The organism is Rhodococcus sp. NPDC060090, assembly GCF_042729855.1.
GTDB lineage: Bacteria > Actinomycetota > Actinomycetes > Mycobacteriales > Mycobacteriaceae > Rhodococcus.
Genome location: NZ_JBHWXB010000025.1, coordinates 13,626 through 26,114 on the forward strand (window position 1 = coordinate 13,626; position 12,489 = coordinate 26,114).

A 12,489-nucleotide genomic window follows, 5' to 3' on the forward strand; every position below is an offset into this window, starting at 1 on the left:
GGATTTGGCACGGAAGCGTGGCAGAGCGGCCGAATGCACTCGCCTTGAAAGCGAGCGTCGTGAGAGCGACCGGGGGTTCAAATCCCTCCGCTTCCGCCATAGCCCCTCACCTGTTCGAGCAGGTGGGGGGCTTTTTCATGCCTCCACTGATTGATCGGCTGGCTTCGGTGGGCACATTTTGGGCACACCTGCCCCCGAATAGGCATGATCGAGCACGACCGCAACGGCGTCGAGATCCTCGTCGAACAGGTCGCTGTATGTGTCGAGAGTCATCGCCGCCGAGGCGTGTCCGAGCATCCTCTGTAGTGCCTTCACGTTCACTCCCGCCGCGACCGCGAGCGATGCCGCAGTGTGCCGAAGATCGTGAGGAGTCACGCGTTCGATTCCCGCGCGTCTCACTGCCAGCTCGAACCATCCGCTGTGGCTGACCGGTCGGCGCATGTGCTCGCCGTCGCGGCCGGGGAACACGAGATCCTCACGTCCGCGTCCCTCGCACTGCTTCGCCACCGCGTCGAGGACGAAGGCCGGCACCGGCACGGATCGGACCTTGTCGCCCTTCGTGGTGCCGACGACGTGTTTCATTCGGACCTGGACCGCGTTCTCGTGGACGGTGAGCCGTCGCCGCAGGAAGTCGATGTCGCGTACCCGTAGCCCGATCGCTTCGCCCCACCGAAGTCCGCAGTAGGCGAGCACCAGGACGAGCGCACCGTTCTGCCCAGCCTCGTGCACCAGTGTCGCAACGTCGTCGGGCGTGAGGTACTTGTGTCGACGCTTCGTCTTCCGTGGCAGGTTCTCGACTCCGCGCGCTGGGTTCTTCGCGATCCGCCCGTTCTTCACGGCGTCGTCGAGGATGCCCGCGAGGATCCCGTACGCGCGGATCACCACGGTGGCCCCGGATCCCTTCTGGACGATCTCCTCGTTGTCGTCGAGCTCGTCGCGTCCCATGTCGGCGATCCACCGTTCGACGGTGCCGAGCTTGCTGTCAGCGATCCGCGTGGACGACCACCGAGGCTCCACATGTGTGCGCCACGATGAATCGATCGCGTTGTACGTCGAGGCTTTCGTGTCGACCTGTTTGCGCGCCAGCCATTCCGGTGCCAGCTCGCCGACCGTGATGCGACCGAGGGACGGCGGCACATATTCGCCGCGCATCTTCTCGACTTCGACTGTGGCGGCGAATGCTTCGGCGTCGCGCTTGGTCTTGAATCCGCGTTTCTTCGATTGGGTGCGGTCGGGTGTGCGGAAGCGAACCATATACCGCTTCCCAGAAGATGTTTCGTACGACTCAATCGTCGCCATTGGTCAACCTGCCCCGCCGGTCCTGCCGCTGCCGCTTCGCGATTACTCGACCTACTGCAACCGGGTTTGAATTCACCTTGCCTGCCTCTTGTTCCGCTCGTACCTGCTCGTACATCACCGGGTTCGATTCACGGAGAAAGACGAGTTCCGCAGCCGGGTCTCGAGTGCGATCCAGCGTTGCGAGTCCCTGCCCCCACTCCCAGATGTCGCGCGCGCGGTACTCGGGCCCGTCGGGCGTAAGTGCCGAGGAGTCTGTCGGGAGGATCAGCGCAAGAGGGGAGACCTTCAGTACGACGGCCAGGGCCACGAGATCGTCGACGTCGATGCGTCGTTCCCCCGCCTCGATGCGTCGCAGACCGAGTTGTGCGATTGGCCGGCCGAGATCGTCGAGCTGTCGCGACAGTTCTGCGTACGTGAGTCGTTGCGCTTCACGGAGCCGTGACACGTTCTGACGTGCGATTTCGCCGATCGGCCCCAATGGATTCTTCTTCTCAGCCATGCAGACAGTCTGGCATATCAAAATGATCGCTCCAAGGTTCATCTTGACTCGCGCCCATTGTATGTGCATAGTGGTCCTTGTCAGGATCATTTTGATATGAAAGTGGTTCACAATGAATCAGAAAGACGGCTCGCAGCTCGCGACCGCTGAGGAACTCGCGGAGTACCTGCGCACGACCACCACCAAGCTCGCCAACGATCGCTACCGCGGTATCGGCCCGAAGTTCGTCAAGCACGGGCGCCGGGTGCTCTACCGCTGGGCCGACGTCTACGCCTGGACGGAAGCGAATCTGATGCAGCGCACCGACGACACGCCGGGTGCGGCGTGACCGCCGCGTTCTGGGTCGACGAGGCCGGCGCCGAGCACCAGATCGACTCGTCTCGTCCCGGCGCACCCGGATGGTCGGTCGTGCACTTCGTCGACGAAGGCATGGCGCTTTCGATGGTCCAGAACCGCCACGTCGTGATCCGCGAGCAAAGAGATGCCCCCGAGTCGGTAGCAGCCGACACCGGGGGCGAGGAATCCACCAACCAGCAAGAAGGAGATTCTGCAATGCAGTCTACCGACAATCCCGCCAGCTACCTCGTCCTACTGATCGCAGCCGGCCTTCACCAGATCGTCGCCCACGCCCCGGACTTCCAGGGAGCGATCGCGCTGATCAACGCGGACACAACCCGACGGTTCGGCTGGGACGAGATCGAGCACACGGTCACCACCGGCGACTACGTCCGCATGACCACCACGGTCGGTCTCGAAGTCGAATACCGCATCCTCCCGCACGACCAGCCGGTGCCGACGGACGAACCCACCGTCGACCAGGTCGAAGCCGCCACCGACGCCCTTGGCGCACTGACCGAGGAGGAGCAGCTCGACGGCAACCTCGTGGTACTCGCCCAGGTCAAACGTGGCCCGTTCACCGCTGAAATCACCAAGTACGCCCGACGCGCAGAGAACGGCGAGATCGTCCTCGACGAACTTGAGGTAACCATCGACTCCCGAGACCAGGCCGGCGGGCAAATGTTCTCCGACCTCACGATCCTCGACGGCCAGTTCGAAGACTTCGCCTACGTCGTCAATGCGATCGCCGCGGAGTATCGCGCGATCGTCGGGCAGGTGAAGTGATGTCCTCCATTTTCGTCGAAGCCTTTGATGCGCCGGTGTCGGCGCGCTACATCGGCAACGTCGGTACCGAATCCGAAATCAGCGTCGCCTTCGGCCGGGATATCCGCGCATACCTCAGCCCGGACGAGGCGCACCGGCTCGTCGACGAGCTCCAGGAAGCATGCCGACAGGCTGCCCGCGCCGAGGCGCGAAACCTCCTGCGCGACGAGGACCAGATCCGCGGTGCTGCTGAAGTACGGGAGGGTCTGTGAGCCTCCTCGAAATCCTGCTGATCTCGATCGTCGCAGCACAGAACGTGGGGCTTCTCCTCGCTCACGCGCACGACCGGCAGATGTGCCGCGACGGTTTCGGTGAGGACGCCACGCGCTCGATGCGGAGGTCGACGACGTGACCTGACGCTCAGATCCACCCGCGCTCAAACGAACCCGCACACCTCGTTGAACGCAAGGGCTGGGAGCCCCGATCCAAGGCTCCCAGCCCCTATTCCCAGAAAGGACGCCGACCAGTGCGTCAAGATCATCGTATTCGATCCGAAGCTGTCACACCCGACCCCGATCCTGTCGCCGGGCTCGACGCCGAGGCCCGCCTCTACGGCGCGCGCATCGCGACCCGTTGCAGCGTGTGCGGGCGCTGGCTCGTCGCCCCCAAATCCCGTGCCGCACATGCCGGTCCGAAATGCCAGAAGGGTGGTGCAGCGTGACAGCACTCGACCGCATGCGTGACCGCTGGAATGACCAAGGGCTCGTTTGGAAGGACGGCCCCGGCGACACCGCATCCGCGCAAGCTCCGGGACACTCCGCCGACGACCGGTCGGTGACCTTCCGACAGATCAGCGGTCAGGTTCTCATGAACTCACACGCTGACGACAAGGTGACTGTGCTCGACGCGGTCGGGTTGACTATGCGCGACCTGTTCGACGACCCGGCTGGTACGAGCTACGACTACCGCGACGGTCGTACCGTCTTCCGCACCTACGACGACCGTGGGCGCAAGAAATTCCGGCAGTCGGGCAACACGAAGGGTCGCGACCTGTACCGCGTCGAGAAGCTCGACCAGGTCGTAACCGGCACACCCGTCTACGTCGTCGAGGGCGAGAAGGACGTGCACGCCGTCGAATCCATCGGTGGCGTCGCGGTGTGCTCCGCAATGGGCGCAGGAAAGGCCGGCCTTTTCGACTGGTCCCCACTGGCAGGGCACACCGTGGTGATCGTCGCCGACAACGACGAGCCCGGACGTAAGCACGCGCTGCAGGTGCACGAACTCGTCGATCCGATCGCTGCAGGTGCAGTCATAGCGACCGCGACCGCGGGAAAGGACGCCGCCGACCATATCGCCGCGGGGCACGGACTCGACGAACTCGAGCTCGTCGACCTCGGCGGGCAGGCAGGCCGACGACTGAAGGTCACCCGCGGTGCGGACGTGAAGATGCAACGCGTCCGTTGGATCATGGAGGACTGGATCCCCGCGGGTTCACTCACCCTGTTGGCCGGCCGAGAAGGTCTCGGTAAGTCCACGATCGCCGCCGAGATCTGCGCCCAGGTCACCCGCGGCACGCTCGAAGGGGAATTGCACGGCACTCCTCAGAACGTGCTGTACGTCCACTCTGAGGACTCGCGGGAGTTCACAGTCGCGCCACGGCTCAAAGCGGCAGGGGCCGACATGAACCGCGTGTTGTTCGTCGACGTGGAGACCTCCCACACCGACACCGGGACATTGATCCTTCCCCTCGACACCCTGGCGCTCGAAAAGGTCATCGCTCAACACAATGTCGCGTTCGTCGTCCTCGACGCCGCGACGTCGAGCATGTCGTCCGAGCTATCCGGCAAGGACGACCGGGCAGTCCGGCAGTACCTCGAACCACTCGCGCAGCTCGCCTCACGGCAAGGCTGTGTGGTGTTCGGTCTGTGCCACTTCGGAAAGCGAGACGGCGCCGACACCGGAAAGCTCATCCTCGGTTCGATCGCATGGTCTCAGGTCGCCCGGTCGGTGCTCTCGGTTGCCAAGGACGAAGAGGACGACAATCTCGTCGTCACGAACACGAAGGGCAACCTCGCACCCCGTACCCGGTCAATGAAAGCCGAGATCAAGTCGACGACCATCACGACCGAGGACGGGCCCGCGGAGGTCGGTGTACTGAAGTGGCTAGGGGAGACCGATAGGGATGCTCGGGAGCTTCTCGCTGAGCCGGACGGCACCGACCGCGAGGATCGCAGCGAAGCCGCAGCATGGCTCGAGGACTACCTCACCGAAAACGGGCGCACCGCCGCCAAGGACGTGAAGGCGGACGCACGAAAAGCCGGCCTCTCAGAGCCCACGATCAAACGAGCCGCGAAGTCGCTCGGGGTCGTTTACGAGATGGCCGGCTTCCCGCGGACGTCGCTCTGGTCGCTGCCGATGCAGTCGGATCAGTGGGATCAGTCGGGCCTTACACGTGAGCCGACTGAGCCGACTGAGCCAACTGGGGCTGACCAGGGGAAATGCTGTGAGCCGACTGGGGCAGAAACACAGTCGGCTCACGCTCCCGTGAATGAGCCCACTGGTGATCCGACTGCAGAACGGCATCTCACGATCGTCGATTCCGGACCGGCCGCGTGCCCGATCTGCGGTACCGAACACCGCGGGAAGGCTGCCCAGTCGCACCAAGTTTGTGCCGGGTGCATCGCCGCGCATGGCTACCCGACGGCGTGCAGTCGATGCGGCAACTCCCTGCCGCCGAAGTTTGGGTTCACCCTCCACCACAGTTGCCAGAAGGAGATGACCGCGTGACCAAACGACAGCCGCGCTCGAAGTTCCCCGCGAAGGTCGACCTCCTCGAGCGTCTCGTCGATCCTCGCCTCGAAGGTGCCCGCTGCGCCGGAAAAGCCCCCTGGTTCGATGCTGAGCTTCCCGAGGAGGAGCCCGAACACCGATCGTCGCGACTCAGTTGGGCCGCGAACCAATGCCGCCAGTGCCCAGTGCAAGCAGCCTGCCGAGTCGCAGCTGTCGAACAGGACCATCCCCGCGGCGTCTGGGCCGCTGTCGCGTACGGCATCGAAGGACGACCGAAGGTAGGTGCCGCATGAAACGCGCCGCAGTCCCCGACGTGCCCCACCGCATCCACGTGTCATCCGATCGCGTCGTCCTCGAACTCGGACACGACCACTACGCACTGACCGACGCCGAAGCAATCGAACTGGCAGACCTCCTCGTCGACGCCACCGAAAAGCTCACCTCCCGGATGGAACGCCGATCATGACCCCACCCATCCAACGACTCGCACCCGACGTACTACTGCTCACCGGCGACGCCATAGGAGCACTCGCCTACGCCGTCGCCGTCACCCAACGAGCCCGCGCCCGCAACGGCCTACCAGCCTCACGTGCCCTCGCAGCCCTGGCTTCCGCAGCAGGACAAGCGGACACGCAATCCACACCCGCCCTCGACACTGACGAGGAACTCATCACCACCGAGGAGACCGCGCGAATGCTCGGCATCAGCAACCGCCAAGCACGGCGCCTCGCCCCACAACTCGGCGGCCGACTCACCGGCGGCCGATGGCTACTCGACCGCCGCGCCGTCCTCGAACACCAAGAAGGAACCGCAGCGTGAAACCCACCAGACACGAACTGCTCGACGCGCTCGCCGCCATGACCGACGACGAACTGCGCCGCACCGTCAGCGAAGCCCGAGGCGTCGACCCCGGACCCGCCAACATCCGCGACCTCATCCACCGCGAACTCAACCGCGAACCCGAGACACAGCAGCAACCCCAGGACCAACCCCTCGCCCTCAACGACGACGACGGCCTCGCCCGCATCATCGGCGCCAAACTCGCCCACCCCACCGACGCCTCGCGGATCACCCGCGACCTCAACCAGTAGGAGATCCCCATGCTCGGACAACACCCCCTCGAACACTTCCGCGAACAGGTCGACATCATCGCCGCCGCAGGCGCAACCATCCCCGACACCTACACCGCCATCCACACCCGATGGGTCGACTACCTCGAGACCCTCAACCCCGCTGGACAGCAACTCATCGACGCGATCATCGACCCCAACATCGACGCAGACCTCGACATGCTGCGAGCCCTGGCCCTCGCCGAGAAGGCCCCAGCCACCGACAAAGCCGACCTGTCCAACCAGATGCGCGGACCCGTCCTGCTCGCCCTCAGGCAGGCATACGAACCTCAGGCCGCAGCGAACTACCGACTCCTTGCCGACCGGTTCACCACCACCGCAACCGACTTCACCAAAGCCGTCCGCACCATCGACCCCGACAGCAGCGCAGAGCAGATGGCCACCCAACCCGACAAGGCACGCAAAGCCTGGGCCGACGCATCGATCCTCGCCCTCCAACTCGACCAACAGATACCTACCCTCGCCACAGCCGCAGCCCTCGCCGGCCTCCGCATCAACGGCAACGACGCACACCTGGGCCTGACCTGCGACACCACAGGACTGCATCGACGCCGAGTCTGGGAAGCATGGGAGACCGACACCGGACGCACCACCAAGTGGGGTGCACTCGTCACACTCGGAGTCACCCTCCGAGCAGCCAGCCTCGACGAGTACGAGCACTACCGCCGGCCCGCACCCATCGAAGTGAAGTACGTCCGAAGCGGCGGGCAGTACGCCGGATCCGTCCGCGTCGAAGTCGACCCCGAAGACGAGCTGGTCTAGAGACTTCCCTGCGTGGCCACTCCTTCCACGCAGGGAAACAGGACGGTCGCCTGGCTCCTCTCCTGGCCAGGCGACCGGCCACGTGCCTCGCTGGCCCACCCGGGGCCCCCGCTGGCAGCCACCACGGCCCACCTCTGGCATTGGGCCAATCCCTCCCCGCCCTCGAAAGGACAGGACCTATGAGACCGAAGTGCCCGCCCCGGACCGGGGCCGGTGGCCGAAAACTGTGGGCTGCCGTCGTCGATGTGTACGAACTCGCCGAACACGAGCTGCAGGTGCTTCGAGAAGCGGTGCGCACGGTCGACCAGATTGATCGTTTGCATGCGATCGTCGAGGCGGATGGGGTGATGCAGGAGTCGCCGCAGGGACGTCGGGTGCATCCGGCGGTGGCGGAGATGCGTCAGCAGCGCATTGTGCTGGCTCGGTTGCTGGCTGCGCTCAAGATTCCCGACACGGACGCCGGTCAATCGGCTGCTCCGGTGCGGGGTGTCTATCAGATTCGGGGTGTGGGGTGAGGCGGCGTGTTGATGATCGGCCGGCGCAGGTTCCGCCGATCTTGTGGACGTTCGATCCGGCTGAGTGGTCGGGGTCGCCGGCGGATCGGGTGCATGCGTGGTGTGCTGCTCGGCGGGAATGGGCGCGGGGGAATCCGTGGCCGGGTGGTGCGGTGGCGTTGGTACGGGAGAATCAGCGGGTGCGAAGCCGGGAAACGTTCGCCCGCGACGTTCGGTGAACTGGTGTTGAATCTGATCAGGTCGGGTCGGTACGAGAGGGGACACGTTGTCTGTCGAAAAGATGCGTGAAGAGGTTGCACTCGAGTTGCTGGAGAAGATCAGGGTGGCGGCCATGGATCCGAACAATGCAGATCCTGGGTCGTTGAAGACGCTCGCTGAGACGTTCGCGTTGGTAATCGAGGCCGGCCCGAAGCGGTCCCCGAAGAGTGGTGGCGCTTTCGTCGGTTGAGGCCCGCACCGTACCGGCCCCGTCTCCCCATCGTGGGGCCGGTTTCGTGCCTCCCCGTCGAGTCTGTGGTGCGCTGAGAAAAAACGCCGCGGCCTTCGTCGGTGATCTGAGTCCTCGTTGGACTACGGATTAAGCGGCGGTGTCCGCTGTTGCCGGCAGGTGTGATGAAAGAGTCCACCCGACTGAAGTGGACTTGAGTAAACTAGTGCATACTGTGCTGACCTTTGGAGAGGGGAGCGATTCGTGAGCACCAAGCAGAATGCACCTGCGGCGCGTGTGGATGTGACCAGCGTTCGCCCTGGACAAATTGACCGTATGGTCCGTCAGCACACTCGGCCCTCGGAAGTTGCCCGCGCCGCGGTTGCCCGCGTTTCAGCTCGTCGTAAGTGAGCGACACGCCCCTGTCGGTTCCACTTACCGAACAGCACCAAACCAATTTTTTCGACTGCGGTGAATCCAAGCTTGATAACTGGCTCGACACCCATGCGCTGAACGAGCAGCGCGTCGGCAAGTCGCGCACACACGTGTGGGTCGACGCAGGTGGCGAGTATGTGGTCGGCTACTACACCCTGTCGCAAACGACGGTCCGCGAGACGGAGGATGAGCCCGGGTTGTTTCGGAAGATCCGTCCGCCGAAGTACCGGGGTGAAGAGGCTCCTGGCATCTTGGTCGGCAAATTCGCTCTCGACAATGATCTTCAGAACAAGGGTCTTGCACTGGATCTGCTTGCCGATGCGTACCTGAACGCGTACGACGCGGTTAGCCTCGTCGGCGGTGTGTTCCTGGTGATCGAGCCCAAGCAGAACCGGGATCGGCTGCGGAAGCTGTACGAGACTTTTGGCTTCCAATCGATCGAAGGTTCGAACCGCATGTTTCTCAACTTCGAGGATTTCAACGAGGGCACTCCGATCGACGCCTGACGTCCCGCAGATGAACGGTATGCCGACCGGTCCCGAGCGCGGGGATAAGCCCGGTTTGTCGCTCAGCGGAGGAGGTAGGGAAGCGCTGAGTACGACCGCTACGGCTGAACGGGCTGGTTAGCCCTTAACATCCAATGCCAAGTATTCTGCGCGCTTCTCGTTGTACGCGTCCTTGTCAATCGTCTGAAGGAGTTCAAGCGCCACATCTACTCGACCCTTGATCCAGCCGATCTGACGAGTGCTCGGCTCGGAGCTGTTGGCCTCAGAAACCAATTGATCAAACGCCTTAGGAAGAACCCCGGCCGTGATGGAATCCCTGAGCGTCTCAAGTGTGAGTTTCGCGTTGATCATGGGCAGAAGTATGCACCATATAGAACGCGTCCATGGATGAACTGATTTCCAGGTCCGCCTCGCCGGGCACATTTTGGGCACACCCGCTGTCGATTCGGTGCGATTGGGTGAGATCTCCGAAGTGGCGAATCTGCAGGTAGAAGCGTTTCATACCTTCTGACCTGGACGTCCGGGAGAGTTCAAATCCCTCCGCTTCCGCTCGATGGAACGGCTCCGATCCGGGTTATATCGCCTGGTCGGGGCCGTTTTTCTGGTTGGGGCCGTTTTCTGTTCGGGGTTGTGGTTGTCCGTGACACGCTCGACGTCGGCTGCCTCGATCCACCGATGAGCCTTGGGTGGGCCGTGCCGCGGTTACGGCGATGGTCAGGCGACCGCGACTGGTGGCGGTGCGTGCGGGCACATGGATCAGGTGCGGCGGATCGTGGCCAGTGCGTCCAGCAGTGGGCCTCTACACGGTCCTCGCCGCACGGATAACCACAACGCCGAAACCTGGTGTTCCGACTGCCGTCCCCCTCGGCGCCGCTGACCCTCTCGTCGGGTCGATCTCGCGATCGCACTCGGACTAACCTGACCAGCCACCGGCGCCAACCATCACCACAGAACCCTCCGGTGACGACGCTCCAGCCGCACTATTGCTTTCACGCCGTAGTGCAGTTCACCAGCCGCATCTCTGCTCAATTGCTGCAACGCCGTTCGACAGGACCCGGCCCTGGCCGTCGCGGTGGGCAGCGAGGGCATCGAAATGGGGCAGATCGAGAGCCTCGACACGCAGGTTCCAGGCGCGACGAGCCCCGAAGAGACTGTTGTTCGCGCTCTCGAGAATTTGGACAAAGGGCCGAGGTGTCTTGTGGGGGAGCAGTTGCAGCAGTCGGAGCAGTATTTCTCGACGATGACGCGGAACGAAGCCGTTCGTGTGATGGCCGAAGCCACGCGCTCACTCAACACCGCTGCCAAGTAGGCGGACGCAACACAGCCACCGGCCCCAAGGCACGGGTGTGCCTTGGTAACGGTGGCTGTTGTCGTGTTCTGTTGTGGAGTTAGGCGACCAACTCCGGTCTGTTCCCCGGGATCGGCGTGCGGAACACATCCACACTCGAGGGTGGAATGAACTGCGGCCGACGCTCGTCGGTCATCTCCACTTCCCACTCGGTGTGGTGCATCAACCGGTGGTGATGTCCGCATAACATCACCAGATTGTCGAGGTCGGTATCGCCGCCGTCCACCCATTGGGTCAGGTGATGGGCATCGGCCCATGCCGGCGGTGTCGAACACCCGGGGAAGGCACATCCGCCGTCTCGGACCGCCAGAGCGCGTCGCTGCTCCCTGCTTGCGGTGCGGCGGGTCTGCCCGTGTGCCAGCGGCACGCCGTGTTCGTCGAGCAGGATCCGGGTGACCTGGCAATCGCACGCGAGCATCCGGGCGGCATCGATCGACAATGGGCCCGCCCAGGGTTCGGTCGCATACCCGTGCTCGGGACTGTGGGTGAACAGTTCTTTCACCGCAGTGTTCGTCGTCAGATCTTTGATCGAGGCGGTGACCGTGACGTGCGGCTTCACCCCGCCCTCGACTGGGACGAGGCCGGCGGCCTCGACGAACTGCAACAGTTGATCGAACGCATCGGCGGTGCGTTTCGACGCCGGCCGATCATCTTTGACACCGTTGACTTCAGGCCTCGGCGCGGAAAGTGGGGAGAGCAGATGCCGCAGGCGGGCACCGGTGACGGCGTCGAACTCGCCTGTGATCACGACCCGGCCGTGCCAGGTGGTGGAGACGAACAGTTCGTTGCGTGAGGAGTCTTCACCCGGTGGTGGTCCGTCGCCGGTGTTGTAGAGATGTTCGAGTCGGCGGATCAGGGCCCGGACGGTCGCTTTCGTGGCGACCCGCTCGGAGGCATGCTCGATCAGGATGGTGCGGGCTTTCTCGAAGTCGCAGGGGTTCATGGTGCGGGGGTAGTGCTGGCAGAAGTAGGCGATCTGCCGTGCCTTCTCCGCATCCAACAGACCGGATGAATACGCTTCGCGTACTTCCGGTTCCAGCCGCAGTAGCCGTGCCAGCGATTCGATGCGGTGGCATTCACCGAGTTCGAGGTTGGTGGCGGCGCACAGCCAGTGTGCGGGGCTGCGGTAGCCGTGTTCTTTGACGGTGTCGCGTTCGACCATTTCGATGACCAGGTCGACGCGGTGTACCTGCCAGGTGTGGATTTCGGCGGAGACGGCGAGCGTCTCGGCCATGAGTTGTGTGTTGTCGAGTTTCCAGAGGTCCCCACCCATGATCAAACTATATCGAACTTACATTCGAGTTGCAAGGAAATTGGAACATGCATTCGATGTCGACCGTGATGGTCTCAGCTCCAACTCGAAGGTGCAGTGGGGACTTCCTACCGGTGGAGAATTCGGATCAGCACGATTCTAATTGCCTACCAACATAATTCAACGGAATTCGACAGGGGTAGCTATTGACCGGATGTCCGAATTGCCTTACAGTTCGAGGCGCCATCCAGAGCGACCGAGAGACCTGGCTCGATGACGTCGCAGCAACCCCCCGCTTTCGGGTGCGGGTGCTACCGCCGGGACCGATGGAGGTCGGAGATGACTAGCAGTATCGAGCGCGCTTCGTGGCGCCGCAGGCACATCGATCTGCGTCGCGGCGCGTCGTCGCGTTGTTGCTGAACGTC

At 63.6% G+C, this 12,489-nt stretch carries 19 protein-coding genes, 1 tRNA gene and 1 riboswitch; of the genes, 16 read left to right on the plus strand and 4 right to left on the minus strand.

The genetic code is table 11. The features are described from left to right. The first annotated feature begins 11 nt into the window (after positions 1-11). A tRNA-Ser gene (locus tag ACFWCF_RS24765) sits at positions 12-99 on the plus strand. 36 nt (positions 100-135) lie between these two features. Here ACFWCF_RS24765 and ACFWCF_RS24770 read toward each other — a convergent pair. Beyond that, positions 136-1,299 carry a tyrosine-type recombinase/integrase gene (locus ACFWCF_RS24770; protein ID WP_378567363.1) on the minus strand — a complete coding sequence of 388 codons (1,164 nt, stop codon included), beginning with the start codon at positions 1,297-1,299 and terminating at the stop codon, positions 136-138. After that, positions 1,286-1,798 carry a helix-turn-helix domain-containing protein gene (locus ACFWCF_RS24775; RefSeq protein WP_378567365.1) on the minus strand — a complete coding sequence of 171 codons (513 nt, stop codon included), beginning with the start codon at positions 1,796-1,798 and terminating at the stop codon, positions 1,286-1,288. Before ACFWCF_RS24775 ends, ACFWCF_RS24770 begins: the two co-directional genes overlap by 14 nt. A gap of 112 nt (positions 1,799-1,910) precedes the next feature. Here ACFWCF_RS24775 and ACFWCF_RS24780 point away from each other — a divergent pair, with 112 nt between their 5' ends. From ACFWCF_RS24780 to ACFWCF_RS24845, 14 genes are all read left to right on the plus strand, one after another. Next, positions 1,911-2,126 (plus strand): helix-turn-helix transcriptional regulator, encoded by a 216-nt coding sequence (locus ACFWCF_RS24780; RefSeq protein WP_378567367.1) that lies wholly within the window; start codon positions 1,911-1,913, stop codon positions 2,124-2,126. After that, positions 2,123-2,920: a hypothetical protein gene (locus ACFWCF_RS24785; RefSeq protein WP_378567369.1), complete on the plus strand. Its 798-nt coding sequence runs from the start codon at positions 2,123-2,125 to the stop codon at positions 2,918-2,920. The genes ACFWCF_RS24780 and ACFWCF_RS24785 overlap by 4 nt, the downstream gene beginning before the upstream one ends. Next, the gene (locus ACFWCF_RS24790) at positions 2,920-3,171 is read left to right on the plus strand and encodes a hypothetical protein (protein ID WP_378567372.1); all 252 of its coding nucleotides are present in this window, start codon (positions 2,920-2,922) and stop codon (positions 3,169-3,171) included. Before ACFWCF_RS24785 ends, ACFWCF_RS24790 begins: the two co-directional genes overlap by 1 nt. Next, complete coding sequence (locus tag ACFWCF_RS24795; protein ID WP_378567375.1) at positions 3,168-3,311, plus strand: hypothetical protein; 144 nt, start codon at positions 3,168-3,170, stop codon at positions 3,309-3,311. The genes ACFWCF_RS24790 and ACFWCF_RS24795 overlap by 4 nt, the downstream gene beginning before the upstream one ends. Before the next feature lie 114 nt (positions 3,312-3,425). After that, positions 3,426-3,620, plus strand: a complete 195-nt coding sequence (locus ACFWCF_RS24800; RefSeq protein WP_378567378.1) for a DUF6011 domain-containing protein — start codon at positions 3,426-3,428, stop codon at positions 3,618-3,620. Then, positions 3,617-5,686, plus strand: a complete 2,070-nt coding sequence (locus ACFWCF_RS24805) for an AAA family ATPase (RefSeq protein ID WP_378567381.1) — start codon at positions 3,617-3,619, stop codon at positions 5,684-5,686. Before ACFWCF_RS24800 ends, ACFWCF_RS24805 begins: the two co-directional genes overlap by 4 nt. After that, on the plus strand, positions 5,683-5,982 hold the full coding sequence (locus ACFWCF_RS24810) for a WhiB family transcriptional regulator (protein WP_378567384.1): 300 nt from the start codon (positions 5,683-5,685) through the stop codon (positions 5,980-5,982). The genes ACFWCF_RS24805 and ACFWCF_RS24810 overlap by 4 nt, the downstream gene beginning before the upstream one ends. Further along, positions 5,979-6,155, plus strand: coding sequence for a hypothetical protein (locus ACFWCF_RS24815; protein ID WP_378567387.1), 177 nt, complete (start codon positions 5,979-5,981; stop codon positions 6,153-6,155). The genes ACFWCF_RS24810 and ACFWCF_RS24815 overlap by 4 nt, the downstream gene beginning before the upstream one ends. Continuing rightward, on the plus strand, positions 6,152-6,508 hold the full coding sequence (locus tag ACFWCF_RS24820) for a hypothetical protein (protein WP_378567390.1): 357 nt from the start codon (positions 6,152-6,154) through the stop codon (positions 6,506-6,508). Before ACFWCF_RS24815 ends, ACFWCF_RS24820 begins: the two co-directional genes overlap by 4 nt. Continuing rightward, on the plus strand, positions 6,505-6,780 hold the full coding sequence (locus ACFWCF_RS24825; RefSeq protein ID WP_378567393.1) for a hypothetical protein: 276 nt from the start codon (positions 6,505-6,507) through the stop codon (positions 6,778-6,780). The genes ACFWCF_RS24820 and ACFWCF_RS24825 overlap by 4 nt, the downstream gene beginning before the upstream one ends. A gap of 9 nt (positions 6,781-6,789) precedes the next feature. Next, on the plus strand, positions 6,790-7,581 hold the full coding sequence (locus tag ACFWCF_RS24830) for a hypothetical protein (RefSeq protein WP_378567396.1): 792 nt from the start codon (positions 6,790-6,792) through the stop codon (positions 7,579-7,581). 245 nt (positions 7,582-7,826) lie between these two features. Continuing rightward, on the plus strand, positions 7,827-8,096 hold the full coding sequence (locus ACFWCF_RS24835; RefSeq protein ID WP_378567399.1) for a hypothetical protein: 270 nt from the start codon (positions 7,827-7,829) through the stop codon (positions 8,094-8,096). A gap of 265 nt (positions 8,097-8,361) precedes the next feature. After that, positions 8,362-8,544, plus strand: coding sequence for a hypothetical protein (locus ACFWCF_RS24840; protein ID WP_378567402.1), 183 nt, complete (start codon positions 8,362-8,364; stop codon positions 8,542-8,544). A gap of 386 nt (positions 8,545-8,930) precedes the next feature. Next, positions 8,931-9,464: a hypothetical protein gene (locus ACFWCF_RS24845; protein ID WP_378567404.1), complete on the plus strand. Its 534-nt coding sequence runs from the start codon at positions 8,931-8,933 to the stop codon at positions 9,462-9,464. A 117-nt stretch (positions 9,465-9,581) separates the two neighbouring features. On the opposite strand, the gene ACFWCF_RS24850 is transcribed toward ACFWCF_RS24845, so the two are convergent. Beyond that, on the minus strand, positions 9,582-9,815 hold the full coding sequence (locus ACFWCF_RS24850; RefSeq protein ID WP_378567406.1) for a hypothetical protein: 234 nt from the start codon (positions 9,813-9,815) through the stop codon (positions 9,582-9,584). Positions 9,816-10,557: 742 nt separating this feature from the next. Here ACFWCF_RS24850 and ACFWCF_RS24855 point away from each other — a divergent pair. Then, entirely contained in the window at positions 10,558-10,773 is a 216-nt protein-coding gene (locus tag ACFWCF_RS24855) for a hypothetical protein (RefSeq protein WP_378567408.1), read from the plus strand. Between the two features lie 79 nt (positions 10,774-10,852). Here the strand turns inward: ACFWCF_RS24855 and ACFWCF_RS24860 are convergent, their stop codons facing one another. Further along, a complete protein-coding gene (locus ACFWCF_RS24860) occupies positions 10,853-12,085 on the minus strand; it encodes a DUF222 domain-containing protein (RefSeq protein ID WP_378567410.1) in 1,233 nt (410 codons plus the stop codon). A gap of 219 nt (positions 12,086-12,304) precedes the next feature. After that, positions 12,305-12,397: riboswitch (SAM riboswitch) on the plus strand. Positions 12,398-12,489 lie beyond the last annotated feature (92 nt).